The organism is Streptococcus sp. 2_1_36FAA (genome assembly GCF_000161955.2).
Classification (GTDB): Bacteria; Bacillota; Bacilli; order Lactobacillales; family Streptococcaceae; genus Streptococcus; species Streptococcus gordonii.
This window is the reverse complement of the sequence record NZ_KI391976.1, coordinates 102,226-129,218: the sequence shown is the minus strand read 5'-3', so window position 1 is coordinate 129,218 and position 26,993 is coordinate 102,226. Positions and strand designations below refer to the sequence as shown.

Sequence of the window (26,993 nt, the reverse complement as noted above, 5' to 3'; positions counted from 1 at the left end):
GATACTCTAAAATTTCTTCCAAGCAGTTAACTTGTCATATCAAGAAAAGCAATCTGAGGAAATCAGATTGCTTTTTGAGTTTATTGGAGATTTCTTTTGTTAAGTTAGAGAGAAATGTTGAAGGTTATCCTACCTTTCTTGTAAGAAGCCCAGATTCTCCCTTTGAAGAGACTGGTTAGATGTTGGGCCATGGAGAGGCCAATGCCATAGCCAGAAACGGCTTGGTTATTGTGGGAAGTTTCTGCTCGGTAGAAGCGATCAAAGAAACGTTTGTAATCGATTTTTGCCCCAGCTGCATAGTCGTTTGAAATTTCAATGCGAACTTTGCGCCTAAAGGATCGACGATTGTTGTAGGCCTTAATCATAATCGTTCCCTTCTCATCGCAATACTTACGAGCATTATCCAAGAGAATGCTAATTAATTCGTAGCCTTCATCTTCTGACATCATAGCCTTTAAATCTGGCTGAACGTCTAGTTCTAGATATTTGTTTTCCTGCTGGATGAGGGTTGAATGGTCTTTTCCGACTTTTTCAATCAGTTCTGAAAGATTGACGTTGGTTAACTCAAGATTTTCGTGTTCCTCCATCCGAGACAGCCTGATTAAGCGGGCAATTAGTTTGTTTAATCTTTCCGTTTGAGCCTTGGTACTTTCTGTCCATTCGTTTTCACCTGTCATCATCTCTTGCAGTTCAGTGTTGGCTGCGATAATGGCCAGAGGCGTTTTGAGCTCATGACCAGCATTGGTAATGAAAATACGTTGTTTTTCGTAGTTTTTTATATAAGGACGGATAACAATGCCTGAAACCAAGGCGATAATGAGCGTTAGGAAAAAGAGGCTCGCAAGAGCAATCCAGGTAGAAAATTGAGCTAAAATACTCCGTTCACGATTGTAGTTGGTCGTTTCTAAAAAGGCAACTAGGCGTTTTTGGCCTTTGCTACTAATTTGGTAGGAGAAGTAGCGATTATTGGTTTGCATTTGGCCATATTTACCACCTGTTTTTAAGGCCTTTTGAGCCATCTGATAAATAGTATTTTCACTGAGTGATTGGATATTGCCTAGGTTGATGCTGGTAGCCTGCTTCGTTTGACTGGCTGAGAAATATTGGAAGTTGTAAATAATGCCCTCTTGGATGTTTTTATCGGTCAAGTCTTGCTTAATTTCTTCTGTCATGGGTAATTGGCCGTCATTATCCGTTAGTACAGACAAGACGGTTTGGATATTGCTCTCCGTTTGAGCGTAGACAGCAGAGTTAATCAAGAGCCAAAACATTCCCAAGATTAAGGCGACAACCAGAGTGGCAAGCCCGATAAAACGAAGCTGGAGCTTACGAAACATGATCCTCACCTGCCTTTTCAGTAAGTTGGAATGGGCCCGCTTCATCACCAAGGATTTCTAAATTAGAATGGACACTTTTCAATTTTTGACGAAGGTAGGATACATAAATAAAAGCAAGCTCTTGGTCTGTTTCTTCATCTGACCAGACTCGTTCAAGGATTTGCCTACGACTTAGTTCTTTATCCGAGTTCTGCATAAAATATTGAAGAAGTTTGAGCTCTTTTCCAGCTAAGCGGATACTATTGGAAGCACGAAGTTCTTGTTCGTCCAGACGAAGCTCGGTATTACCAATTTGGAGCTGGACTGGACTGTAATTATCTGCTCGACGAGCCATTGAGCGGAGGCGAGCCAAGAGTTCTTTAAGAGAAAAGGGCTTGGTTAGATAGTCATCAGCCCCAGCATCTAGTCCAGTCACTCGATCATCGACCTCAGCCATGGCAGTCAGCATGATGACATGGGTGGTATTACCAGTTGCTCGGATTTCTTTGAGCGCTTCTAATCCTGTCATAATGGGCATCATAATATCAAGAATAATAACATTGTAGGTGTTTTGATTAGCGAGGTTCAAGGCCTCTTGGCCATTAAAGACACTATCAACTTGATAGCCGTCATGCTCAAGAGCAGCTAGGATAACACGGTTAAGTTGGGCTTCATCTTCAGCTAACAAAATTCTCATCACTTAGTCCTCTCTTTCGTTAGATTCTTGAATGAGATTGCGAATCGTCTGCATGGTCAAGTCGCAGGAAGCGAGTTCATCGGCACAGCGTTTTAGTTCCCGCTCGATCCGTCCTGGATTTTTGATCTCGTGCTTGTATTTCATCTGGTGCTCAAGGCTGGCCCAGGAGTCCATGGCAATGGTTCGTAGCTGGACCTCAATAAAGTACTTGCCTGGAGTCTTGCCATGGCAGTCAGGGTAGGGGGTCTCTACTTCTAAAATGAGGTGATAGGAGCGGTAGCCATTAGGTTTTACTTGATTGATGTAGTCTTTTTCCTTGAAGATATGAATGCCAGGCATTTGACGGATAAAGTCAATAATTTGGTAAATGTCATCTACAAAGCCTGTAATAATGCGAATACCGATAGCATCTCGAATTTGTTTAAGAGCCGATTCAGCAGTCAGAGGTAAATTTTTTCGTTGGCATTTTTCAGCCATGCTGTCAGCGGTCTTAATACGAGCATGGAAATGTTCATAGAGTTTGAAAGAAGTTGTTTTCTTGTGCTCTAGTGCAGCTGTTTTGATTTTTTGAGTAAAGTCCTCTAGGATAAGAGGCAGGTACTGCTCGTAAGCTTCATAAATACTCGTCATGTTTCTCTCTCTTTGCTTGCTTTAGTCTTTCTATTATACCACGAGAGACAGGTAAACATATCAGCCTTTAGCAGGAAGTGATTTACTTTAAGTTTTGTGAAAGGAAAGATTCGTCTTTCGCTCTTTTGATGCATGAATTTAATTGATAAAGCTGAAAGATCCAAGCTTTTTATGATACAATAGAAAGAACAAATGCGAAAGTGAAAGGAGTAGGCGTGATACTAGAAGAATTTGACCAAAATCCCAAGGCCATTATCAATCCTGAAGATTTGATTGAGCCTATTCCCGATTTTCCTTCAGTAGCAGTTTCCTGCTTTGCTAGAGAAACTTTCAAAAGACTCTTGGAAAATTTTAATCATGAGCTTATCACAACAACGAGTATGGCCAATATAGAGATTCCGATATACAGAGTTTTTGTGGCTGATCAGGAACTAGCTTTTTTTAATGCTCCGGTGGGGGCCTCGGCCTGTGTTGCCATTCTAGAAGATCTCATTGCTTTTGGAATGAAGAAGCTTGTCCTCTTTGGCACCTGTGGCGTGCTGGACGAGGATATTAGTGAGACTTCCATCATTGTGCCAACAGTTGCCATACGAGATGAGGGGACTAGTTATCATTACCAAGCAGCATCTGATGAAATTGTGGTGAATGATGGTCTGCAGGATTTTCTGCTAGAATTTTTAGATGAACGAGGCATTTCCCATAGTCGGGGCAAGGTTTGGACCACAGATGGTATTTACCGAGAGACAGCAGAGAAACTCTTAAGGAGAAAAGAAGCCGGAGCTATTTGCGTCGATATGGAATGTTCTGCTGTTGCTGCTCTGGCAGCCTTTCGTTCTGTAACTGTCTGCCAATTTTTCTATGCTGCTGACCATTTGTCAGAGGAAAAATGGGATATGAGAAATCTGTCCAATCATGCCGACTTGGATGAAAAAGATAAGATAGCAAATCTGGCGGTGCAAATCGCCCTAGCTTTATAATGAGAATACAATGAAACAACCTATAATTCAGTTTGAAAATTTCACTTTTCAATATCAGGCCCAGCTGGAGCCGACCTTAAAAGAGATTAATCTGACCATTTATGAAGGCGAAAAGGTCTTAATTGTCGGTCCTTCAGGGTCAGGAAAGTCAACTCTGGGCCAGTGTCTAAACGGTATCATTCCTAATATATATAAAGGCCAAGCTAGCGGTCACTTAAAGGTTCAGGGACAGGATGCCTTTGCGTCTAGCATTTATGACAAGTCCAATTTAGTCAGTACGGTCCTACAAGATACAGATGGTCAGTTTATTGGTCTCAGTGTGGCGGAAGACTTGGCTTTTGCTTTAGAAAACGACATGGTTGAATTACCCGTCATGAAAGAAAAAGTTCAGCATTGGGCGGAAAAATTAGACTTGGTGAATTTGCTTCAGCATCGGCCTCAGGATTTGTCTGGCGGTCAAAAGCAGCGGGTCAGCCTGGCAGGTGTCTTAATTGATGAGAGTCCCATTTTGCTTTTTGATGAACCGTTAGCCAATCTAGATCCGAAATCTGGCCAGGATGCAATTGATTTGATTGATCAGATTCACAAGGAAGCTGGAACGACCACCATTATTATCGAGCATCGTTTAGAGGATGTCCTTTATCGCTCAGTAGACCGTTTGATCTTGGTCAATGATGGTCGGATTCTCTTTGATGATCACCCCGATCTTTTGCTGAAGACAACTTTACTGGCTGAAAATGGGATACGAGAGCCCCTCTATCTGACTACCTTGCGCCAGTTAGGTCTCGATATAGCTGAGATGGATCATTTGTCTGATCTGGCCAGTCTAGAGTTACCTGCTTTGCCATTTTCAAAAGAGGCTGTTGTAGAGGCGACTCAGGAGCGAGATTCTAATCTATTTTCCGTTGAGCATATCAGCTTTTCTTATGGCAAGCGACCTGTTTTGCAGGATATTTCTCTTGAGATTGCTAAGGGAGAACGGATTGCTATTGTCGGTAAGAACGGGGCTGGTAAGTCCACTCTAGCCAAGGCTTTCTGTCAATTTATCCAGACAGAGGGTGCCTACAGCTGGCAGGGAAAAGATATCAAGGCTGATTCTATTAAGGAGCGAGCGGAACGGATAGGCTATGTGCTACAAAATCCTAATCAGATGATTTCAGAAACCATGATTTTTGATGAAGTTGCCCTAGGTCTTCGCTTGCGAGGCCTCCCTGAGGAGGAGATTGAAGAACGGGTCTTGGCAGTTTTGAAGACTTGTGGTCTGTATGAATTTAGGAAATGGCCTGTTTCAGCCCTGTCTTTCGGTCAGAAGAAGCGGGTGACCATAGCATCTATCTTGGTCTTAGGGCCAGAAGTCATCCTGTTAGATGAGCCAACGGCTGGCCAAGATCAGCGCAATTATACGGAAATTATGAACTTCTTGGATGAGCTGAATCAAAAGGGTCATACGATTATCATGATTACCCATGACATGCAACTGATGCTGGATTATTCTGACCGTGCAATTGTAATAGTGGATGGGCAGGTTTTGGCGGACAAATCACCTGCCCAAGTACTGACTGATAGAGATTTGATTGCGGCAGCGAATCTGAAGGAAACCTCCATTTTTACTCTGGCTAAAAAGTTGGGAGTTGACCCTCTAGCCTTGACAGAGTTTTATATGAAAGAGAAGGGAGCAAGCCATGTTTCAAGATAAGAAAATCATTGGTTATCATGCTGGAACTGGCTTTGTTCATAGTCTGTCAGGTGCCAGTAAATTATTATTTTTCATCCTTGTGTCTGTAGCAGCCATGATTAGCTATGATACTCGACTTTTGCTAGTAATCGCTATCCTATCTCTGTCACTTTTTCGCTTGTCAGGAATTCGTCTGCGAGATGTTAGCTTTGTCTTGGTTTTTGCAGGAGTCTTTGCCATCCTCAATATACTGATGGTTTATCTCTTTGCGCCCCAATATGGCCAGGATATTTATGGGAGCAGTACGGTTCTGCTGGATGGTCTCGGAATTTATAATGTTTCCTTGCAGGAATTGTTTTATCTCTTCAATCTATGTTTGAAGTACCTCTGTACGATTCCTTTGGCAGTTATTTTTCTAATGACAACACATCCCAGTCAATTTGCTTCCAGTCTCAATCAGATTGGTATTCCATATAAAATCGCCTATTCTGTCAGCCTTACCCTCCGCTATATTCCAGATTTACAAGAAGAGTTTTATCTGATTAAGATGTCACAAGAGGCGCGTGGTTTAGAATTGTCAAGCAAGGCCAAATTGAGCCAGCGAATTAAGGGGAATTTACAGATTATTATTCCTTTGATTTTCAGCTCTTTAGAACGAATCGAAACGATTGCGACAGCCATGGAACTCCGCCGTTTTGGAAAAAATAAAAAGAGGACCTGGTATAGCTGCCAAGCCTTTACCAAGTTAGATATCCTTGTTATTACTCTGTCTCTAGCTTTTTTGTTGATTAGTTTAGGCTTATTCTTTGTCAACCATGGACGATTTTATAATCCTTGGAGATAGAAAATGGAGAACAGAAGGTATGGGGAAAAAGAGACTTAAAGAAGAATACAGGTTACAGATTCAGCTTGTTTTGGCCATTTATCTGATTTGCTTTATACTACGGATTGCAGAATACCTGATTTTGAGGACGGATCAGACATTCTGGGGAGAATCATTTGTCCACAAGCTTCTGGGGCTAATGCTACTGATTCCGGCTTTGCATTTTTACGGTTTAAATTCAAAACAAATCGGCTTTGGGACAAAAGGCTTGTTCTCTTATGTTAGTTTGGGTCTAGTCTGGGGGAGTCTGTTTTTTGCCTTAGCTTATCTGATAGAAATAGCTTTGTTGCTGAGTCAAGGCAATCTTGTGAGACTTGATTTCTATGTATCTGCTTATTCAGTTAGTGGTAATATCGGTCAACAAAGGGGCTTGCTTTTTCTCTTGATCTGTCTGGTAGGCAATCTCATCAATGTCCTTATGGAAGAAGGAATCTTCCGTGGACTTTTTCAAAAAGTTTTTGAAAGAAAATACAGCTTTTTGAAAGCAGCCTTTTTTTCCAATCTTCTTTTTGGCTTCTGGCATACTATGGGTCCATTCAGAAGTTTTCTTGATGGGGAAATGAGCTTGACAGGCTTCTGGATTAATAGTTTGATTTTAATTCTCACCAGTTTTCTGATTGGCTTTCAGTTTGCTCTTATGACCAAGATGACAGGCAGCCTTTATATGGGGATGGCCGTTCATTTTGTTAATAACACGGTGGTTAATCTGCTTCATGTTCTGTCAAAAGGCGGAGTGGATCAGCTATTGAGTCTTAGAATCACTGTGGCTCAGACCTTGTCATTTTTGATGCTTTTGCTCTTCTATAAAAAACGAAAGCGATCGCGTAACGAAGTTCTTTAGTACATCTATTTTATTTTCGCTTTATCTAAACGAGGTATTTAAAAGGCAGGCAATCTCACTGAATTGCTTGCTTTCTTTTTATAATGGTCTTTTGTTTGGCATGCCAGCTTTGCGGGGGTATTTATTGGGGGTTTCTTTCTTCTTTTCTACCACTGTGATAAAGCGGGGATCGCCGTTTGGTAGGGCATAGCTGAGGTTGTCTTGGACCTTGCTAAAGAGTAAGTTGAGGGCATTTTTTGCTTCGTCCAGTTCCTCCGGAGCATTGGAAGCCTTGAGTGCCAGCAATTTCCCGCCAACTTTCAGGTAGGGAATGGTCAGTTCAGACAGGACTTGCATGCGAGCGACTGCACGGGCAGTGACCAGGTCAAATTGAGCTCGAAAGGCCTTATCCTGAGCAAAGTCTTCTGCACGACCGTGGTAGAAGTGAACCTTGTCCAGCCCGATCTCTTCAGCCAGCAGTTTTAGGAAGTTGATGCGTTTATTGAGCGAGTCAATGATGGTCACATCCAGCTGAGGGCAGATGATTTTCATAGGGAGACTTGGAAAGCCAGCACCGGCTCCGATATCCAGCAGCTTAAGCTCTTGATTATCAATAAGGCCTTGCAAAACGGGGGCAATTGAATCATAGAAATGCTTGAGATAGACTTCATTTTTCTCGGTGATAGCTGTCAGATTGATCTTTTCATTCCATTCGACCAAGAGTTCAAAATAACGCTCAAACTGGTCTTTTTGGCGGTCGGTCAGCTCGATTCCCTGCTGGCTCAATAGCTGGTAAAATTCTTGCGGTGTCATAGTTTCATCCTTGTTTGTCAGTATTCATCCTATTATATCATAAAAAGGAGACCCCAGCATTCTGCCAAAGGGCCTCTTGTCTTATATGCCAATTTGATTGAGCTCCGCCAAGAGCAGCTGGCGCCGCTCATCCTGATTAGCAGTGGGGGTAAACTGGATTTCTTTCTTTATCTTGCCATCTAAAATGAGCAGGACCTTGTCGGCATAGGTAGCTACGCTGGCATCATGCGTCACTAGGAGGATACTTGCGCCCTGCTGGTGGAAGTGCTGCATGAGTTCCATAGCTTGACGGCCAGCCTGAGAGTTGAGAGCTCCTGTCGGCTCGTCAGCAAAAATGATTCGAGGCTGGTTCATGAGAGCCCGGCAGATGCCAGCTCGCTGGAGCTGACCGCCCGATACCTGATAGATAGAGCGGTTGGCAATGTCCTTAATACCAGTCAGAGCCATTAACTCTTTGGCTCGCTCATAGGCTGCCTTTCGCTCACTGCCTTTCTTATCAATAATACTCGGTAGGCAGATATTGTCTAGGATATTGAGATTTTTCAGGAAGGTTGCCTGCTGGAAGACGAAGCCAAAAGCTTCTCTGCGAAGGCGGTCTAAATCCTTATCTTTCATTGCTAGCAAGTCTTGTCCCTTGTAAAGAATCTGTCCTTTATCAGGTCTGTCAATGGTGGATAGAAGATTGAGCAGAGTGGATTTTCCGCAGCCAGACGGCCCCATGATGGCGATGAATTGGCCACTTTCAATCTCCAGCGACAAATCGCAAAGAACAGGTTCCTGATTTTCCTGATAGCTTTTGCTGAGGTTATGTGCTTCTAATAACATAGGCTTCTCCTTAGTTTAAATAGGGGGCTAAGTCCAGCTTGTTGATACCTCCAAGAACAAAGCGAGTGGCGCATAACCCGCTCACTAGAATGCTAAGAGGAATGAATAGGAAGCTTTGCTGGAAGTCTAATATAAGCTGAAGTTGACTAATTCCAAAATTGTTTAGCAGAAGATTGCAGAAAGCTTGCCCCAAGCTAAGTAGCAAAATTAGGGCAAGTAAGAAGCTAACCATGATGACCAAGCTAAAGGCTAGCAAGTAGTAGCATATCAGTGCATGTTTGCTGAAACCTAAGAGTCGATGTAATGCTAAATCTTTCCTGTCCTTAATATAAATCATATAAATAAAGAGGCAAGTCAAAATAAAGACTAAAATATTCCCTAGCCAAAAGACCCCAAGCTGAATCTCCTTTATCCTTGCTAGAGTATCTCCAAAAGTTTGATAAAAGAAATCATTAACATCTGTAATTTTGTAGTCAGGATAGTTATTTTGTAGTTTTTGAAGGATTTTCTTTTTTTGGATACTTTCTTTTAGTTGAATGGTTACCAGACTACTGATAGCGACTTGATCTTTTACTTGGAAAGTGGCCTTAGCCGTTTTGCCACCATATGTTAAGTCAGAGTATATTCCAACTAATTTCATTTTCTTTTTCTTGCCATTTACCAGCATCTCCAATGAATCTCCAAGATTTAGTTTTAGATCATTGGCTTGAAGTTTGGACAGGGCGATTTCTTGATCATTTTTTGGAAACCTTCCCTGGTTATACTTAACTGGAAAAGAGGCGTGGTTTCCTACACTAACACGAAGTTTTCTTATCTGTCCCTTTTTATCTTTATATGCTATATTGTAGACTATTTGAGTATTGAAGCTTTCTATTTCATGATTCTGGCTTAATTCTTTGACTACTTGCTTGGTTTTTTCTTCGATATTCTCTGTTTGAAAAAGATCCATTCGTATATCAGATTTTCCAACTCCTATATACTGAGTAAATTCTTTATCAGTCAGTGTACGATGGAGATTGGTCGGTAGGAGTAGAACAAATCCAATCAAAGATAGAATGAAAAGCATGGTTAAATAAAGTTTTTTATGTTGGCAAAGTTGCTTCCAAGAAAAATAGAGAGCATCCATAAAACGATGACTAGGAAGTCCTTTTTTAGTTGGATTCTTTGTCTTTTCTTGTTTTTGTGACTTTTGAGAAGATAGAGCTTGGCCTGGTGTTAGCTTTTTGAATGATTTGAGTGGATGCGAGGTAATCCAAGAAATCAAACCAGATAAGATGGATATCAAAGCTATTTCTAATAAATAACTATAAAAGGGTATCCTGCTTTTCCCCATAGACATCTCCATTTGTTTGAGCGCAGGCTGAGTAAGGGGATGAGCAGTTAACCAGCTGAGAATAATAGCTAGAAGCATGCAAGCATAATATTTGGCTAAATAAACATTTTTAATAAAAGCTTGGGGGAGTCCCATGACTTTCATGATTGCTATCTGTTGAAAGTCCTCCTCAATACTTGCTAGAAGGGCAAAACGCATACAAAGAAGGGTGATAAAAATCAAGGTTAAGCTGAGAAGGAGATATACAAGAATAACAAGGGCATCATTGATTCCATTAATCATTTTAATGGCAGAATAGCTAATGATAGGAGGTCCGTTACTCTCTAATCTAGTTGCCTGGTAATCCGTTTCTATTTTAGAAATTTGGCTAAGTCGTTGGAGTCGAAAAGCGATTAAGAATTCATTCGATGTTCCTTTCTCTTCTTTCAAAGTGTTTAGATCATCTGGATGGATGAGAAAGCGCTTGGAAGAGACGAGACCTGTATTCATAAGAGAATCACGCGCATAACCTTTTACAGTTAGGTTTAAGCGTCCAATGCTGATTTGGTCTCCAGGTTTGATATTCCCCTTTTGATAAAAATAGAGCGGAATATATACTTGTCCTTTTTGAGGTTTGATAATTTCATTATTTTGATTAAGTAAAAAATCAAAATGCTGATTTTGACTAGAAAAGCCTAAATCCTGGGAACTGTCTTGCAAACTCGCTTTGCCATTAATTTTAAGGACTGACTTTTCGACATTTACGAAATCAGAAATCTGATAGGCTGAGATATCAGGATGCTTTTTTACGAACTTTTCTAATCTCTCTCTGTCGATAGGACCACTGTGCATTTGTAGCAAGTGGGGACTTTTCGTAGTTTTCACAAACTCTTCGATAGATATTAGTAAATTAGTACTGAGGCGGGTTGCAGAAATCACAAAGGTCATGCTGAAAAATAGAAAGAGGGCAATGACCAAGCCGCTGATTTTATTAGCTTTTATATCATTCCGAATTAATCTTAGAAACATATTCGAGCTCCTTTATTGCGGGTTGATGGTAGAGAAAGAGAGCGCTAATACTGATACAAAATCCTGCAAGAATGAGAAGAAGTCCATAACCTCGGCCACTTCCTGTTCCAATGATGGAGCCGAGCCAAGTGGTCAATGCTCCTTTAGGTAGGAGGAGTGGTTTAAAGAAGCTATCGGCCACCCAGCCCATGCTGGCATAGGCAATGACGTAGCCGAACTGAGAGATGATTCCGATTGTCCCCCAAGCTTTCCCTTGTTCACTCTTATCTATGTTTAAGCGAATCAAATAATCAATAGCCGTATTCGCAAAAGGAAGAGACATAAACAGTAAGAAGCCAAAAAAGCAAATCCAGACTAGGTTTTCTTTACTGCCCATACCTGCCATAAAAATTCCCAATAAACCTAATGACAGACTAAGAATCATATGAAAATGCCTTTTAATGGAAAAGATTCCTAAGATAAGTCCGCCAAGGAGCATACCGCTACTGGAAACGGCCATGGTCCAACCGACTTCCTGACCAGAGGCAAAGCCCAGAATCATAGGAGAAAGCAAAATCTCAACAGTGCCTAGAAAGAAAGAGAAAGCTGTTCCTAGTAGAACCAAGAGCCAGATTCCTCTTTTTTCATGGATAATTTGAAAGCCTCGCATAAATTCGCTCCAGAAAGGATGAGGTGTAGACTTTCTCGGACTTTTGATGTGACGGCGAGCGATCAGACTGCAAATGACAGTTACAAAAATAGTTGAAAAATCAATTAAGAGGATCTGACCGATTGTCCCCTGAGCTAAGATCAGTCCAGCGAGACTAGGGGAAATGAGATAACGAGCAATGCCGTTAATCTGTGACAGACCGGTTGCCTTGGAAATCTGGTCCTCCGGAACCAGGTCGGAAATGGTAGCTCGAAAAGCTGGATTAACCAAAGCAGAAAATACAGAACTGATTGCAGCACCAAGACAAATGTTTAGTAGGGAGGGTTGGCTAGTCTGTAAACTAAAGTATATCCAGAGGACTCCCAGACCTGATAGACCATCACCCAGAGCCATTAGAAGACGACGGTCATAACGATCTGCTAGAATCCCTGCCAAGGGAGTCATTAAGAGCCCAGGTAAAAAAGCACAAAGGGTAACTAGGGCAGAAGAGGTAGCTTGACCAGTCAGCTGGTAGATGTAAATTCCTAGTGCAAAAGAGGTCATACCTGTTCCGATTTCCGAAATAAAAGTTCCTAGCCATATCAGTAGATAGATCTTAAAGCCACTATGTTTCATAAGGAGCCTCCTTTAGTGGATTAATTGTTCTAAAGAAGCAAAATACCCTTCTTTTGTTTGAAAAATTTTCTCTAATAGGTAGATGAAAGCTTGAATTTTATGATTTTTTTCTGCTTGGTCTAATGTCTGGAAGGAGCTGTTAAAAATCTGCAAGGAGTAAGTTAGCATCATCTCAATACTCTCATAAGGATAAGCTGTTTGCATCTCGCCTGCTTGAAGGCCTTCTTGAAAAAGGGGGGAGAGAATTTGTGGAGCCCTGCTCAATAAGATTTGATTGGTTTTTTCATGAAGAAGTGCGTTTTGGGGCGCGTGTAAGTGGTCTAGAAGTTCTTGGCCATCTTTTTGCATATTCAATGAAGCTAGAGCTCCCATTAATCTTTCAAGTATTGGAAGTTGTTTTTGCTCCACCCAAATGCGCACTTGCTCAAAAGATCGCTCAATCCAACGTTCAATGATGGCATCCATAATCTCTTCTTTTGAGGTAAAGTAATAATAGAGGGTTCCTTTTGCAATCTGGGTTGCATCTAGAATCTGAGCGATAGAAGTTTGGTCAAACCCTTGTTCGATAAACATTTTTTCTGCTACATCTAAGATAAATTCTTTTTTATTTGCCATGAGAAACTCCTAAAGTTTATAAACCGACCGTCGGTCGATTGTTTTCTATCTACAGAATACTCTTTTTGGAAAAGATTGTCAATAATTTAGCCACTTCTTCAAAATTTTGATATAATGACTACAACAGTAGATTTTCTGTTTATTTATATTTCTTAGGGATGGGGACTTACAGTGGCTATTCCATTCCTACAATGTTGTTAAAAAGGAGACTTCTTATGTCATTTATTATTACTATTGCAGTTGTTGTCGTTATAGTCTTGTTTGTGATTTCTGTTTATAATTCACTTGTTCGGGCACGGATGCAGACTCAAGAAGCTTGGAGTCAGATCGATGTGCAACTTAAGCGTCGGAATGACTTGCTTCCTAACTTGATTGAAACTGTTAAAGGCTATGGGAAATATGAACAAGCTACTTTGGAAAAAGTGACTCAGTTACGTGCTCAAGTGGCGTCTGCTTCTTCGCCTGCCGATGCGATGAAGGCCAGCGATGCTTTGACTCGTCAGATTTCAGGAATTTTTGCTGTTGCAGAAAGTTATCCTGATTTGAAGGCAAATGAGAATTACTTGAAGTTGCAAGAAGAATTGACAAACACTGAAAATAAGATTTCTTACTCACGCCAGCTTTATAACTCTGTTGCTGGTAACTATAATGTGAAGTTGCAAGCTTTTCCAAGCAATGTTATTGCAGGAATGTTTGCCTTTAGACCTGCTGATTTCTTGTCTACTCCTGAAGAAGAAAAAGCTGTGCCTAAAGTTGATTTTGGTAGCAATGGTTTAGGTGAGTAATATGTTATTTGAACAAATTGCTGCAAATAAAAGGCGGACCTGGTTTCTCTTGGTCGCCTTCTTTGCTCTTTTAGCTCTTATCGGAGCGGCTGCTGGCTATCTTTGGATGAATTCTCCTCTGGGTGGGGTGATTATTGCCTTCATTATTGGACTTATTTATGCTATCACGATGATTTTTCAATCTACTGAGGTAGTCATGTCCATGAATGGTGCTCGCCAAGTGTCTGAGCAAGAAGCACCTGAACTTTATCATATTGTTCAAGATATGGCGATGGTTGCTCAGATTCCAATGCCTAGGGTTTATATTGTGGAAGATGATTCTCCCAACGCTTTTGCGACGGGTTCTAATCCTGAAAATGCTGCTGTCGCAGCGACGACTGGTCTTTTAAAACTGATGAATCGCGAGGAATTAGAGGGTGTCATAGGGCATGAAGTTAGTCATATTCGCAACTATGATATTCGTATTTCAACCATTGCAGTCGCCCTAGCTAGTGCTATTACTATGATTTCTAGTATTGCTGGTCGGATGATGTGGTATGGTGGAGGACGAAGAAGGAATGACCGTGATGATGATAGTGGTCTTGGTCTTTTAATGTTAGTCTTTTCATTAATTGCGATTATATTAGCACCTTTGGCTGCTACCCTGGTTCAGTTGGCCATTTCCCGTCAACGTGAATTTTTAGCAGATGCTTCGAGTGTTGAGCTGACTAGAAATCCTCAAGGAATGATTAGGGCCCTGCAAAAATTAGATAATAGTGAGCCCATGCATCGACATGTGGATGATGCTAGTGCAGCCTTGTATATTAGCGACCCGAAGAAAAAAGGTGGCCTGCAAAAACTTTTCTACACTCACCCACCAATCTCTGAGCGGGTAGAAAGATTAAGAAAAATGTAAAAAACTGGGATTTTTCTCAGTTTTTTTATTTTGGCAATGTTTCAAAGATGGGGAGGAGTTATTTGTTGATTGTATGGTCAGTGTTACAGACAGAAATACTTGTCGTAACAAAAAAGGATGAGATTTGCTTATGAACGGTGTAGGTGTTAAATACCGAGTATGTACAGTTCTTTCCTTTGGCCAAGGAAGATAAAAAGATCCGATATCTTTTATTTGGCGGAGTTAAGCAGTAAGTCTTTCAAAACATCGTATTTTCAGATGTTTTAGTATCGAATTTAATAGGATGGAATCACTGAGAAATCTTTTGTTGCCAGCTCTTAACATAACTGTAAAATAGGACTAGTATATTAAAAATAGATTTTTATTACATATATGCAAGTGAGGTATGCTTATCGTAAAGTCGTCGGGAAAAATTTTAAAAATCATTAGAGAATCGAAGAATATGTCCCTCAAAGAAGTGGCGGCTGGTGATATTTCTGTTGCCCAGCTGTCTCGATATGAACGAGGTATTAGTAGCCTTACAGTTGATTCTTTTTATAGTTGCCTTAGAAATATGTCAGTCTCTTTGGCTGAATTTCAGTATGTTTATCATAATTATAGGGAAGCTGATGATGTTGTGTTGTCTCAAAAACTTTCTGAGGCTCAACGTGAGAATAATATCGTCAAATTAGAAAGTATTTTAGCTAATTCTGAAGCCATGGCTCAAGAATTTCCAGAAAAAAAGAACTACAAGTTAAATACCATTGTGATCAGGGCTACCTTAACTTCCTGTAATCCTGACTATCAAGTCAGTAAGGGAGATATTGAATTTTTGACAGATTATCTCTTTTCTGTTGAAGAATGGGGCCGCTATGAGCTTTGGCTCTTTACCAACAGTGTAAATCTATTGACCTTGGAAACTCTGGAAACCTTTGCTAGTGAAATGATTAACCGCACTCAATTTTACAATAACCTGCCGGAGAATCGTCGACGGATTATTAAGATGTTACTTAATGTTGTAGGTGCTTGTATAGAAGACAATCATTTACAAGTAGCTATGAAATTTCTTAATTATATTGATAATACAAAAATCCCTGAGACAGATCTTTATGATCGGGTGCTGATCAAATATCATAAGGCTCTTTATTCTTATAAGGTTGGCAATCCTCACGCTCGGAATGATATAGAACAATGTTTGTCTACTTTTGAATATTTAGATTCTTTTGGTGTTGCTCAAAAACTCAAAGAACAATTTGAGCGAATTCAGCTAACAGTAGTTGCAGATCTGCAAATAGAATAGAACCTCCTCTGAAAAAGATTAAAATAAGGGTAAAACTTTATACTATTTTCAGAAGGAGGTTTTATGATGGAGAAAAAAGTTCATTATAAAATGCATAAGGTTAAGAAGAACTGGGTAGCGATTGCTGTTACCTCCCTGGCTCTTCTTGTGGCTCCAAAGGCCTTGGGGATTGAATCAGGTGTGATCTATGCGGATGATGCTAATCAAGTGGCCGATGTAAAAGAACAGTCCGCTGTTCAGAGCAAGGACACGGAGCAAGCTATTTCAGACAAAGGAGCTGAACCTTCTCAGCTGGAAGCAAAAGAACAGGCTTCTTCTAGCAAAGAAACCTATCAAGCTAGTGCGGCAACCAATCCAACAGCTAACGAACAGACGACGCAACAGGATAAAGAAGTTGAAACTACAAGAACTGACTCCAGACAGGAATTGACTCAGAAAGTAAGTGATGACTCTTCTGAAAAGAATGATTCCTCCCAAGAGCCTAAAGTAGCCGATCAGGCTGAGTCAACTGACAAAGCTCAAGATGCATTACAGGCTAAACAAGATAGTAGAGCCAATGATCAAGAAGAAACTACCGAAAATGTAGCAAAAGCTACCGTTTCTGACAAGATTATAGCGACACCAAAGAAAGGTCATTTGCCAGAACCTGCCCAAAGAAAAGAATCAATAACCGAAAAAATGTTGGCTGCTCAAGCACAAGCGGCGCCGGTAAATACTGAGCATGATGACGATGTGTTGGCCCATATCAAGACGATTGATGGTAAGAAATACTATGTTCAGGATGATGGCTCAGTTAAGAAAAACTTTGCTGTTGAGCTAAACGGAAAAATTCTTTATTTTGATGCAGAAACTGGGGCTTTGGTTGATTCAAATGAATATCAGTTCCAGCAAGGAACCAGCAGTCTCAATAATGAATTTACCCAAAAGAATGCTTTTTATGGTACAACTGACAAGGATATTGAGACTGTAGATGGCTATTTGACAGCTGATAGTTGGTATCGTCCAAAGTTCATCTTAAAAGATGGAAAAACATGGACGGAATCGACAGAAACAGACTTACGCCCTCTTTTGATGGCTTGGTGGCCTGATAAGCGGACCCAGATTAATTACCTCAACTATATGAATCAAGAGAATCTGGGGATCGGTGCCTTTGAAAGTAAGACCGAGCAAGTTCTTTTAACAGATGCTGTTCAGCAAGTACAGCGAAAAATTGAAGAAAGGATTAGCAAAGAAGGCGACACGAAATGGTTGAGAACTCTGATGAGTGCTTTTGTCAAAACTCAGCCAAATTGGAATATCAAGACAGAATCTGAAACAACTGGGACGAACAAGGACCATCTGCAAGGTGGAGCCCTGCTCTATACAAACAGTGATAAGACATCTCATGCCAATTCTAGATATCGTCTGCTTAACCGCACACCAACCAGCCAGACCGGTACTCCTAAATACTTCATCGACAAGTCAAATGGTGGTTATGAATTCCTATTAGCCAATGATTTTGATAACTCTAATCCAGCTGTTCAAGCTGAGCAACTTAACTGGCTCCACTATATGATGAACTTTGGAAGCATCGTAGCCAATGATCCAACTGCTAACTTTGACGGAGTTCGTGTTGATGCGGTGGACAATGTCAACGCAGATTTGCTCCAAATCGCATCTGACTACTTCAAGTCTCGCTACAAGGTGGGAGAAAGTGAAGAAGAAGCCATCAAGCATTTGTCTATCTTGGAAGCTTGGTCTGATAACGATCCTGACTACAACAAAGATACTAAAGGCGCTCAACTAGCAATTGATAACAAGCTACGCTTGTCCTTGCTTTATTCGTTCATGCGTAAGCTTTCTATCCGTAGTGGAGTAGAGCCAACGATTACGAATAGTCTGAATGATCGTTCTACTGAAAAGAAAAATGGCGAGCGGATGGCAAACTATATCTTTGTTCGGGCTCATGATAGTGAAGTACAAACCGTTATTGCCGACATCATCCGGGAAAATATCAATCCAAATACGGATGGTTTGACCTTTACCATGGATGAGCTCAAGCAAGCCTTCAAGATCTACAACGAAGATATGCGCAAGGCGGACAAGAAGTATACGCAGTTCAATATCCCAACTGCCCATGCTCTCATGCTCTCCAATAAAGACTCTATCACTCGGGTCTACTATGGCGACCTCTATACTGATGACGGCCAATACATGGAGAAAAAATCTCCATACCATGACGCTATTGATGCCTTGTTGCGTGCTCGGATTAAGTATGTAGCTGGTGGCCAGGATATGAAAGTCACCTATATGGGTGTGCCTCGCGAGGCTGATAAATGGTCATATAACGGTATCTTGACTTCTGTTCGCTACGGTACTGGTGCTAATGAGGCTACGGATGAAGGTACAGCAGAAACCCGTACCCAAGGGATGGCAGTTATTGCTTCTAATAACCCGAACCTTAAACTGAACGAATGGGATAAATTGCAAGTCAATATGGGAGCAGCCCATAAGAATCAATACTATCGCCCTGTGCTCCTGACGACCAAAGATGGCATTTCCCGCTATCTAACTGACGAAGAAGTACCCCAATCGCTCTGGAAGAAGACAGATGCAAATGGTATTTTGACCTTTGATATGAATGATATCGCTGGCTATAGCAATGTCCAAGTTTCTGGTTACCTGGCTGTTTGGGTACCAGTTGGTGCTAAAGAGAATCAGGATGCGCGCGTAACAGCCAGCAAGAAGAAAAATGCCAGCGGTCAGGTTTACGAATCTAGTCCTGCTCTTGATTCTCAGTTGATTTATGAAGGCTTCTCTAACTTCCAAGACTTTGCAACCCGCGATGACCAATATACCAATAAAGTCATTGCTAAAAATGTCAACCTCTTCAAGGAATGGGGAGTAACTTCATTTGAGCTACCACCTCAGTATGTATCTAGCCAAGACGGTACTTTCTTAGATTCTATCATTCAGAATGGTTATGCCTTTGAAGACCGCTACGATATGGCGATGAGCAAGAATAATAAATATGGTTCTCTAAAAGATTTGCTCAATGCTCTTCGTGCTCTCCACAGTGTCAATATCCAAGCCATTGCGGACTGGGTGCCAGACCAAATCTACAACCTGCCAGGTAAAGAAGTGGTAACAGCAACTCGTGTCAACAACTACGGAACCTACCGTGAAGGCGCAGAAATCAAAGAAAAACTTTATGTGGCTAATAGTAAGACCAATGGGACCGACTACCAAGGCAAGTATGGTGGAGCCTTCTTGGATGAGCTTAAAGCTAAATACCCAGAAATCTTTGAACGAGTACAAATTTCCAACGGCCAAAAGATGACAACGGACGAGAAGATTACCAAGTGGTCGGCTAAGTACTTCAATGGTACCAATATCTTAGGTCGTGGAGCTTACTATGTTCTTAAAGACTGGGGAAGCAAAGAATACCTGTCTAACAAGAATGGAGAGACAGCATTACCTAAACAGCTGGTCAACAAAGAAGCTTCCACAGGATTTGTAAAAGACACAAATGGCTTTAAGTTCTATTCAACTAGTGGTAATCAAGCTAAAGACACTTTTATCCAGGATGAAAATGGCAATTGGTATTACTTTGATAATCAAGGATATCTAGTAACAGGAGCTCGTGAGATTGATGGCAAGCAGCTTTACTTCATGAAGAATGGGGTTCAGTTGCGTGATGCTTTACAGGAAGATGAAAATGGCAATCAGTACTACTATGATAAGACTGGTGCCAAGGTTCTCAACCGTTACTACACTTCTGATGGCCAAAACTGGCGTTATTTTGACGACAAAGGTGTTATGGCTCGCGGGCTTGTCAAGATAGGAGATGGACAGCAATACTTTGACCAAAATGGTTATCAAGTCAAGGGCAAGGTTGTGCGTGCTAAGGATGGCAAACTTCGTTACTTTGACAAGGATTCAGGAAATGCTGTTATCAATCGTTTTGCTCAGGGTGATAACCCAAGTGATTGGTACTATTTCGGGGCAGACGGAGTCGCTCTAACAGGCCTTCAGAAGATTGGTCAGCAAACCCTTTACTTTGGCCAAGATGGCAAGCAGGTCAAGGGTCAAGTAGTGACACTAGCAGATAAGAGCATTCGTTACTTCGATGCCAATTCAGGAGAGATGGCCGTCAACAAATTTGCAGAAGGTGCTAAAAATGAATGGTATTACTTTGATCAAGACGGCAAAGCTGTAACAGGTCTCCAAACGATCAACAAACAGGTTCTCTACTTCGGCCAAGACGGCAAGCAAGTCAAGGGTCAAGTAGTGACGCTAGCAGACAAGAGCATTCGTTACTTTGATGCCAATTCAGGAGAGATGGCCGTCAACAAATTTGCAGAAGGTGCAAAGAATGAATGGTATTACTTTGACCAAGACGGCAAAGCTGTAACAGGTCTCCAAACGATCAACAAGCAGGTTCTCTACTTCGGCCAAGACGGCAAGCAGGTCAAGGGTCAAGTAGTGACACTAGCAGATAAGAGCATTCGTCACTTCGATGCCAATTCAGGTGAGATGGCCGTCAACAAATTTGCAGAAGGTGCTAAAAATGAATGGTATTACTTTGATCAAGACGGCAAAGCTGTAACGGGTCTTAAGACAATTAACAATCAAGTTCTCTACTTCGGCCAAGATGGCAAGCAGGTCAAGGGTCAAGTTGTCTATGTTAATGGTGCTGAGCGATACTTTGATCCGAAGTCAGGTGATATGGTTCGTAACAAATGGATTCGTCTAGAAGACGGAACCTGGATGTACTTTGACCGAAATGGTAGAGGCAGACGCTTTGGCAGAAACTAATCACGAAAGAGCATAAGCTAAATGACACTTGATCTTTTAGCTTTCCATGACTCAAAAAAACGATAACTCCTTATTTGGAAGTTGTCGTTTTTTACTGTCTAAAATAAGAGTGCTTTTAACTCAAAGTCAATAGAATTGCATTCATCGGATTTATTTTATCTCTTTCTTTTTTTCAATAGATAAGAGCAGAGCGATCACGCCGATAAAGCTGAAGATTAGCCAGCTAGCATTCATATTCCAAAGAGCTAGACTGGAGAAAATCATAGTTCCCAGAGGAACGGAGAAGGAGAAGAGCAAACTCAGAAAGCTGGAAGTCTGAGCGAGAACATCGGAAGGTAGCTTACTTAGCAAGAGGGTGTTGATTTTGGGATTGATCTTGCCGGAAGCATAAGCAAGAAAAAATCCAAAAGTAATACCGACGAAAACGGGCAGATGTAAGAAGTTGCTGATAGCAAGCAGAATCATCATAACAGCGGCCCAGATGATGAGCTGATTTAGTGATAGACGGCTGAAGTAATCGTTGGGAGTCAAACTAGCAATGATCATGGCTAGGACAAGCGTCGTCTGAAGAATCAAGAGCGACTGGCTAAAAGATAGATGAAAGATGGGGTTGTCTAGCAAATAGAGATTATAAAGTGCTATAAGAGAACCTGCCATAGCGTTAATGACCAAGATTTGAGCCAGCAACTTGAGAAAGTTGTTAGATCCCTCCTGCTCAAAGATGAGTTTGGAAGATGTATACATTTTTTTCAGTTCTTCCTTGAGAGGAGGTTTATTCTCAGAAATGGTTACCGGATCATGGGTCAATCGACGTCGGACTAGATAGAGGGTAGTAGAGGAGAGAAGGAAGGTCAAAGAATTGACTAGAGCTACTAGGAAAAAGTTTTGTTGGCTGATTGCCAAGAGCCAAACTCCTAAGGCTTGTCCGGCTAAGCTACAAAGAAAACTGATAAGCTGGGTAAAGGAGAAGGCCTCCATTAGATCTTGCTCGGGAATGTTCTTTTTCAAAATTGGCATTTGCAGACCACTTCGATAGTCGCTGATAATATCAGAAAGAATATTCATGAAGCAGACCACTGAAAAGGCTAGATATGAGCTAGAGCGAGTCATAAAGGCGACAAGAACAAATAGCAGGGCTTGTACATAACCAAAATGAATCAGCCAGCGAGCTTTATGGATGGTCTTATCTGCTTTGATGCCGACGAAGATAGTAAAGAAAGTCGGAACCAGGACGATAAAATTAGCCACAGCAATAGCAAACTTGGGACTGGGCATGCTAGACGCAAATACAACAAAAACAATATTGAAAATAGAAGCTCCCAGGGTGTTGAAGATTCGTGAGAGGCTAATAAAAGAAAATAATTTATTCCGTAAGGCAAGTTTCATAAAAATCTCCTTTAGTAATGAATGGTTTGAAAGATTTTTCAAAAATAGTCAATAACTACAAGGCCTTGATAGTTTTGATTATAGCAGGAAAAGTCTTGATTTCAATAGCTTTTCCGCAAGTGGTTAAGTCTCTTAGGTAAGTGGTCAGGTTCTAAAAGCGACTTGCGAGAGCTCTTTCTAGTTTCAGTATAAAATAAAAGATTTAAGAAGCAGAAAATGTTGCATATATTCAACGAATTTAATGGAAGTTGTTGAAATTGGTAAGCTAGAGATCGTCTAATATCAAAAAATCTCCACTTTCTAACTCAAAATCGGCGAGTTTAAAAGTGGAGGTTTGTTTTATTTGCTATATTTTTGAAAAGCAGCTTCGAGAGCTTCTTGGTAGTAATCAGCGCTATGTTGACAGTTCAAGATTTGGAAAATATCGACTGCTTTTTCCATCTGGGCGAGCCCTTCTTTCTTTTGTCCTTTCAAACAAGCTAACTCTCCCTGAGCAAAGAGGTAGACAATTCGAAAGTAAGTCTCATTTTCTTCATAAAAGTGTCGCTCAATGACTTGTTGGAAATAGTCTGCATGGGCGATATTTTCCTGACTGATGGCTAGAAGATAACCATTTAAAAAAGTGGTATGCAAGGTGTTGCGATTATTGGCAAATAAGGCTGTAAAATCATTTCTTGAGAGGATTTCTTTGGTGTATTGGGAAAACAAGTCTAGAGATAAAACCGGAGTGCAGATAGAAAAAAGCTTCAGTTCATAGCGACCCCAAATATCAACTGAAAAGAGATAATCATGGAGGAAATCTAGCTCGTCTGGACTAGCTTTTTCAGATTCCTTGAGGGCACAGAGGTAGGCCTTAACAATCAGGCGCTCAACCCAATCATTAGACTCTTTACTTTTTTGACTGATTTTTTTCTTCTCTAGATAAAGTTTTTCTAATAAGTTGAGCTGATTGGTTTGGAGCAGTTCTTGAATTTGGTTTAAGAGTTCCTTATGAGAATGATGATCCTGGATGCCAGCTGCAACTGTAAATTCTTCTGTTTCTGTGTGAATGGCGCTGAGCGCGCTGAAAAGTTTCTGAGCTGATAGCTCGCTCTGCCCATTTTCAAAGCGGGAAAGCATGGACTTTGAGAATTCTCCGCCAGTGGCTTCAGATAAAGAGATGTGCCTTGCCTCTCGAAAAAATCTAAAAACTTGCCCTAATTGTGCCATTGTCTTCCCTCCTTGCCATTTATTATAACAAAATAATTTTCAATAACAGCGGAGCGACTAAACATGATATAATAAAAGAAAAAACAAAGAGGAACTTATGTTAAATATACAAGAAATTCGCAAAAATCCAGATGGTTTGGCTTTTGAAAAGAAGCTAGACTTGGCTGAAGAATTAAAAGAACGCAATGCTGAGATTTTAGATGTTCAGGATATTGTTGCTAGTGGGAGAGTCCAGTATGAGGATGGACTCTATTTCTTAGATTATGAACTTTCTTATACTATTACTTTGGCTTCTAGTCGCAGTATGGAGCCCGTGGAGCGAAAAGAATCTTACCTGGTTAATGAAATTTTTATGGAAGATGGACAAGTCGCTTCTCAGGAAATGATTGATCAGGATCTGGTGCTTCCCATTGAAAATGGTGAGATAAATGTTGCAGAAAGTGTAGCTGACAATATCCTTTTGAATATTCCCCTAAAAGTTTTGACAGCTGCTGAAGAGGCTGGTTCAGACTTGCCAACAGGAAGAGATTGGCAGGTTATGACGGAGGAAGATTATCAGAAGTACCAAGCGGATAAAAAAGAAGAGAATAGTCCATTTGCAGGTTTACAAGGTCTTTTTGATGAATGAGGGATAAAATTTTCTAGAAAAAAATTGGAATTAAAAGATAATTTGGTATACTAAGATAATAAAATAAATTGGACAAGCTTTCTTGTCGAAAAAGGAGTTATTATGGATACATTTTTCTTTCCAACTTGGCTGATCCTCGGTGCAATTATTTTAGTTATTGTACTTGTTCTTTTGGCTAAGGGATATGTCAATGCTCGACCAAATGAAGTAGTCGTCATCACAGGACTTCGCAAACAACGCCATTTGCGAGGTAAGGCTGGATTTATGATTCCTTTTGTTGAACAACGCTCTTATCTGGATATTGAGCAGTTCTCAACAGATGTTCGTACGTCTGAGGCGGTGCCAACTCTAGACTTCATTAATGTGCGAGCTGATGCAGCTGTGAAGCTGAAAATTGGAACGACTGACGAAATGATTGCCCGTGCGGCAGAAAACTTCCTTAATTGGAATACAACTGACATTTCTAACTCTGTTCAAGATGTCTTGGAAGGAAATCTTCGGGAAGTAATTGGTCAGATGGAGTTGCGTAAGATGGTCAATGACCGTCAGGAATTTGCCTCAAAAGTGCAGGACAATGTAGCTCCTGATTTGGCTAAGATGGGATTAGAAGTCATTGCCTTTACTGTCCAATCTTTTTCAGATGAAGGTGGCGTGATTGATAATCTCGGTATTGAAAATGTCGAAACCATCAAAAAAGATGCCTTAATTGCAAAGGCCAAAGCGGAACGTGAGCGCAAGGAAGTAGAAGCTGAGCAGGATAAATTGGCTAACGACAAGCGAGTAGCTGCTGACTTGGAAATTGCTCAAAAGCAAAATGAGTTGAAACTGAAGCAAGCAGCCCTCAAGCAGGAAGCAGATATTGCGCAAGCTAAGGCTGATGCAGCTAAAGGGATTGAGGCAGAAATTCAACGTCGTGAGCAAGAGCGCGTGGCTGCTGAAGCTAACATCATGAAGCAAGAGAAAGAAGCTGAAGTCAAGGAACGTGAAGTTAAGGTTCGTGAGCAAGAACTGGATGCTAACATCCGCAAACAGGCTGAGGCAGAAAAATACTCTCGTCAACAAGCAGCAGAAGCGCAATTGATTGAGCGTCAACGTCAAGCTGAAGCAGAACTTTTTGAAACTCAAAAAGAAGCAGAGGCTCGCAAGGCTCAAGCCGAGGCTGAAAAATTTGCACAATTGCAAGAAGCTGAAGCCATTGAAGCCAAGGGACGTGCTGAAGCGGAGGCTATTCGTCTTAAGCTAGAAGCAGAGGCTCAAGGTTTGGATAAAAAAGCAGAAGCCATGAAGAAGATGCAGGAAGCTGCCATTACTGAGATGATTGTAGACAAACTGCCAGAAATTGCCCGTGCTGTAGCAGAGCCGCTTACTAAAGTGGACAAAATCACCATGTATGGTGAAGGCAATGCTTCTAAGATGGTTGGTGATATCATGCAGAGTATTGACCAAGTATCGCAAGGTGCAGGCTTCGATATCCGCCAACTCCTAGCAGGCGCTCTTGGTGTTAATATGACTGTCAACAAGCTTAAACAAGATGAACAGCCAGTGATTGAAGCTCAAGAAATTACGACTGATGACAAGAAATAAAAAATGATTAGGATGAGGCCAGCCTTCATCCTATTTTTACTCAGGGATTATTCCTCTTCGAACATTTCAAGATAAATTCTTTATTTTATAGCTTAAACATGATAAAATAAAACAAACCAACTAACTATAGGAGAAAAAAATGACTAAAGCAAATTTTGGTGTTGTTGGTATGGCCGTTATGGGTCGTAACCTTGCTCTTAATATTGAATCTCGTGGCTATACAGTAGCCATCTACAATCGTTCAGCGAACAAAACAGAAGACGTGATTGCTTGCCATCCTGAAAAGAACTTTGTGCCAAGCTATGACGTTGAAAGCTTTGTAAACTCAATCGAAAAACCTCGCCGTATCATGCTCATGGTTCAAGCTGGACCTGGTACAGATGCGACTATCCAAGCACTTCTTCCTCACTTGGATAAAGGTGATATCTTGATTGACGGAGGAAACACTTTCTATAAAGATACTATCCGTCGTAACGAAGAGTTAGCAAACTCAGGCATCAACTTTATCGGTACTGGTGTCTCTGGTGGTGAAAAAGGTGCCCTCGAAGGCCCTTCTATCATGCCTGGTGGACAAAAAGAAGCTTATGAATTGGTAGCAGATGTTCTTGAAGAAATCTCTGCTAAAGCACCTGAAGATGGCAAACCATGTGTGACTTACATCGGCCCTGACGGAGCGGGTCACTATGTGAAAATGGTCCACAACGGTATCGAGTATGGAGATATGCAATTAATCGCAGAAAGCTATGACCTCATGCAACATTTGCTCGGACTTTCTGCAGAAGACATGGCTGAAATCTTCACTGAGTGGAACAAGGGCGAGCTTGATAGCTACTTGATTGAAATCACTGCTGATATCTTGAGCCGTAAAGACGATGAAGGCCAAGAGGGGCCAATCGTAGACTATATCCTTGATGCTGCAGGTAACAAGGGAACTGGTAAATGGACTAGCCAATCAGCACTTGACTTAGGCGTGCCATTGTCACTCATTACTGAGTCTGTGTTTGCCCGCTATATTTCAGCTTACAAAGAAGAACGTGTACATGCCAGCAAAGTCTTGCCAAAACCATCTACCTTCAAATTTGAAGGAGATAAAGCTGAGTTGATCGAAAAGATCCGTCAAGCTCTTTATTTCTCAAAAATCATTTCTTATGCACAAGGTTTTGCTCAATTGCGTGTGGCTTCTCGTGAAAACAATTGGAACTTGCCATTTGCGGATATTGCTTCAATCTGGCGTGATGGCTGTATCATCCGTTCTCGTTTCTTGCAAAAGATTACAGATGCTTACAACCGTGATGCTGACTTAGCTAACTTGCTTTTGGATGAATACTTCCTTGATGTAACAGCTAAATATCAACAATCTGTGCGTGATATCGTAGCTCTTGCCGTTCAAGCAGGTGTTCCAGTGCCAACTTTCTCAGCAGCCATTACTTACTTTGATAGCTATCGTTCAGCAGATCTACCTGCTAACTTGATCCAAGCACAACGTGACTACTTTGGAGCACACACATATCAACGTAAAGACAAAGAAGGTACCTTCCACTATTCTTGGTACGACGAAAAATAGGACGACAGGT

Annotated in this window: 21 protein-coding genes and 1 pseudogene; 12 read left to right on the top strand and 10 right to left on the bottom strand. The window is 41.1% G+C overall.

Annotation, left to right across the window (positions count from 1 at the left end):
- Positions 1-104: 104 nt before the first annotated feature.
- From HMPREF0847_RS08480 to HMPREF0847_RS08470, 3 genes are read right to left on the bottom strand one after another with little or no spacing between them, the layout of a single operon-like run.
- Entirely contained in the window at positions 105-1,337 is a 1,233-nt protein-coding gene (locus tag HMPREF0847_RS08480; RefSeq protein WP_008808487.1) for a sensor histidine kinase, read from the bottom strand.
- The gene (locus HMPREF0847_RS08475; protein ID WP_020992781.1) at positions 1,327-2,013 is read right to left on the bottom strand and encodes a response regulator transcription factor; all 687 of its coding nucleotides are present in this window, start codon (positions 2,011-2,013) and stop codon (positions 1,327-1,329) included. The genes HMPREF0847_RS08480 and HMPREF0847_RS08475 overlap by 11 nt, the downstream gene beginning before the upstream one ends.
- A 3-nt stretch (positions 2,014-2,016) precedes the next feature.
- On the bottom strand, positions 2,017-2,643 hold the full coding sequence (locus tag HMPREF0847_RS08470) for a GTP pyrophosphokinase (RefSeq protein WP_008808489.1): 627 nt from the start codon (positions 2,641-2,643) through the stop codon (positions 2,017-2,019).
- 215 nt (positions 2,644-2,858) lie between these two features.
- On the opposite strand from HMPREF0847_RS08470, the gene HMPREF0847_RS08465 reads away from it, so the two are divergent.
- The 5 genes and pseudogenes from HMPREF0847_RS08465 (at position 2,859) to HMPREF0847_RS08450 (ending at position 7,019) form a co-directional block, all read left to right on the top strand.
- Positions 2,859-3,620, top strand: coding sequence for a nucleoside phosphorylase (locus tag HMPREF0847_RS08465; RefSeq protein WP_008808490.1), 762 nt, complete (start codon positions 2,859-2,861; stop codon positions 3,618-3,620).
- Between the two features lie 10 nt (positions 3,621-3,630).
- Positions 3,631-4,482, top strand: a pseudogene (locus HMPREF0847_RS11605) (DUF3744 domain-containing protein); the annotation flags it as partial.
- Entirely contained in the window at positions 4,462-5,316 is an 855-nt protein-coding gene (locus HMPREF0847_RS11600; protein WP_392391713.1) for an energy-coupling factor ABC transporter ATP-binding protein, read from the top strand. The pseudogene HMPREF0847_RS11605 and the gene HMPREF0847_RS11600, both read left to right, overlap by 21 nt.
- Positions 5,303-6,139, top strand: coding sequence for an energy-coupling factor transporter transmembrane component T family protein (locus HMPREF0847_RS08455; RefSeq protein ID WP_008808492.1), 837 nt, complete (start codon positions 5,303-5,305; stop codon positions 6,137-6,139). Before HMPREF0847_RS11600 ends, HMPREF0847_RS08455 begins: the two co-directional genes overlap by 14 nt.
- 19 nt (positions 6,140-6,158) lie before the next feature.
- Positions 6,159-7,019 carry a CPBP family intramembrane glutamic endopeptidase gene (locus HMPREF0847_RS08450; RefSeq protein ID WP_008808493.1) on the top strand — a complete coding sequence of 287 codons (861 nt, stop codon included), beginning with the start codon at positions 6,159-6,161 and terminating at the stop codon, positions 7,017-7,019.
- Between the two features lie 78 nt (positions 7,020-7,097).
- On the opposite strand, the gene rsmG is transcribed toward HMPREF0847_RS08450, so the two are convergent.
- From rsmG to HMPREF0847_RS08425, 5 genes are all read right to left on the bottom strand, one after another.
- Positions 7,098-7,811 carry a 16S rRNA (guanine(527)-N(7))-methyltransferase RsmG gene (gene rsmG, locus HMPREF0847_RS08445; RefSeq protein ID WP_008808494.1) on the bottom strand — a complete coding sequence of 238 codons (714 nt, stop codon included), beginning with the start codon at positions 7,809-7,811 and terminating at the stop codon, positions 7,098-7,100.
- Positions 7,812-7,892: 81 nt separating this feature from the next.
- The gene (locus HMPREF0847_RS08440; protein WP_008808495.1) at positions 7,893-8,636 is read right to left on the bottom strand and encodes an ABC transporter ATP-binding protein; all 744 of its coding nucleotides are present in this window, start codon (positions 8,634-8,636) and stop codon (positions 7,893-7,895) included.
- Positions 8,637-8,646: 10 nt separating this feature from the next.
- Positions 8,647-10,977 (bottom strand): FtsX-like permease family protein, encoded by a 2,331-nt coding sequence (locus HMPREF0847_RS08435; RefSeq protein ID WP_008808496.1) that lies wholly within the window; start codon positions 10,975-10,977, stop codon positions 8,647-8,649.
- The gene (locus HMPREF0847_RS08430) at positions 10,952-12,241 is read right to left on the bottom strand and encodes an MFS transporter (protein ID WP_008808497.1); all 1,290 of its coding nucleotides are present in this window, start codon (positions 12,239-12,241) and stop codon (positions 10,952-10,954) included. The genes HMPREF0847_RS08435 and HMPREF0847_RS08430 overlap by 26 nt, the downstream gene beginning before the upstream one ends.
- A gap of 12 nt (positions 12,242-12,253) precedes the next feature.
- On the bottom strand, positions 12,254-12,856 hold the full coding sequence (locus HMPREF0847_RS08425; protein WP_008808498.1) for a TetR/AcrR family transcriptional regulator: 603 nt from the start codon (positions 12,854-12,856) through the stop codon (positions 12,254-12,256).
- 215 nt (positions 12,857-13,071) lie between these two features.
- Here HMPREF0847_RS08425 and HMPREF0847_RS08420 point away from each other — a divergent pair, with 215 nt between their 5' ends.
- The 4 genes from HMPREF0847_RS08420 to HMPREF0847_RS08405 all read left to right on the top strand — a co-directional run bounded on the left by HMPREF0847_RS08420 (position 13,072) and on the right by HMPREF0847_RS08405 (position 20,612).
- Positions 13,072-13,641, top strand: a complete 570-nt coding sequence (locus HMPREF0847_RS08420; RefSeq protein ID WP_008808499.1) for a LemA family protein — start codon at positions 13,072-13,074, stop codon at positions 13,639-13,641.
- 1 nt (position 13,642) lies between these two features.
- Positions 13,643-14,536: a zinc metalloprotease HtpX gene (htpX, locus tag HMPREF0847_RS08415; protein WP_008808500.1), complete on the top strand. Its 894-nt coding sequence runs from the start codon at positions 13,643-13,645 to the stop codon at positions 14,534-14,536.
- A 385-nt stretch (positions 14,537-14,921) separates the two neighbouring features.
- Positions 14,922-15,815, top strand: a complete 894-nt coding sequence (locus tag HMPREF0847_RS08410) for an XRE/MutR family transcriptional regulator (RefSeq protein ID WP_008808501.1) — start codon at positions 14,922-14,924, stop codon at positions 15,813-15,815.
- 66 nt (positions 15,816-15,881) lie between these two features.
- Positions 15,882-20,612 carry a glycoside hydrolase family 70 protein gene (locus HMPREF0847_RS08405; protein ID WP_008808502.1) on the top strand — a complete coding sequence of 1,577 codons (4,731 nt, stop codon included), beginning with the start codon at positions 15,882-15,884 and terminating at the stop codon, positions 20,610-20,612.
- Positions 20,613-20,762: 150 nt separating this feature from the next.
- Here the strand turns inward: HMPREF0847_RS08405 and HMPREF0847_RS08400 are convergent, their stop codons facing one another.
- Together HMPREF0847_RS08400 and HMPREF0847_RS08395 are read right to left on the bottom strand one after the other, a co-directional pair.
- A complete protein-coding gene (locus HMPREF0847_RS08400; RefSeq protein ID WP_008808503.1) occupies positions 20,763-21,998 on the bottom strand; it encodes an MFS transporter in 1,236 nt (411 codons plus the stop codon).
- Positions 21,999-22,337: 339 nt separating this feature from the next.
- Complete coding sequence (locus HMPREF0847_RS08395; protein ID WP_008808504.1) at positions 22,338-23,207, bottom strand: Rgg/GadR/MutR family transcriptional regulator; 870 nt, start codon at positions 23,205-23,207, stop codon at positions 22,338-22,340.
- 97 nt (positions 23,208-23,304) lie between these two features.
- On the opposite strand from HMPREF0847_RS08395, the gene HMPREF0847_RS08390 reads away from it, so the two are divergent.
- From HMPREF0847_RS08390 to gndA, 3 genes are all read left to right on the top strand, one after another.
- A complete protein-coding gene (locus tag HMPREF0847_RS08390; RefSeq protein ID WP_008808505.1) occupies positions 23,305-23,835 on the top strand; it encodes a YceD family protein in 531 nt (176 codons plus the stop codon).
- A 102-nt stretch (positions 23,836-23,937) separates the two neighbouring features.
- Positions 23,938-25,419 (top strand): flotillin family protein, encoded by a 1,482-nt coding sequence (locus HMPREF0847_RS08385; protein WP_008808506.1) that lies wholly within the window; start codon positions 23,938-23,940, stop codon positions 25,417-25,419.
- A 139-nt stretch (positions 25,420-25,558) separates the two neighbouring features.
- Positions 25,559-26,983 carry an NADP-dependent phosphogluconate dehydrogenase gene (gene gndA / locus HMPREF0847_RS08380; protein ID WP_008808507.1) on the top strand — a complete coding sequence of 475 codons (1,425 nt, stop codon included), beginning with the start codon at positions 25,559-25,561 and terminating at the stop codon, positions 26,981-26,983.
- Positions 26,984-26,993: the final 10 nt, after the last annotated feature.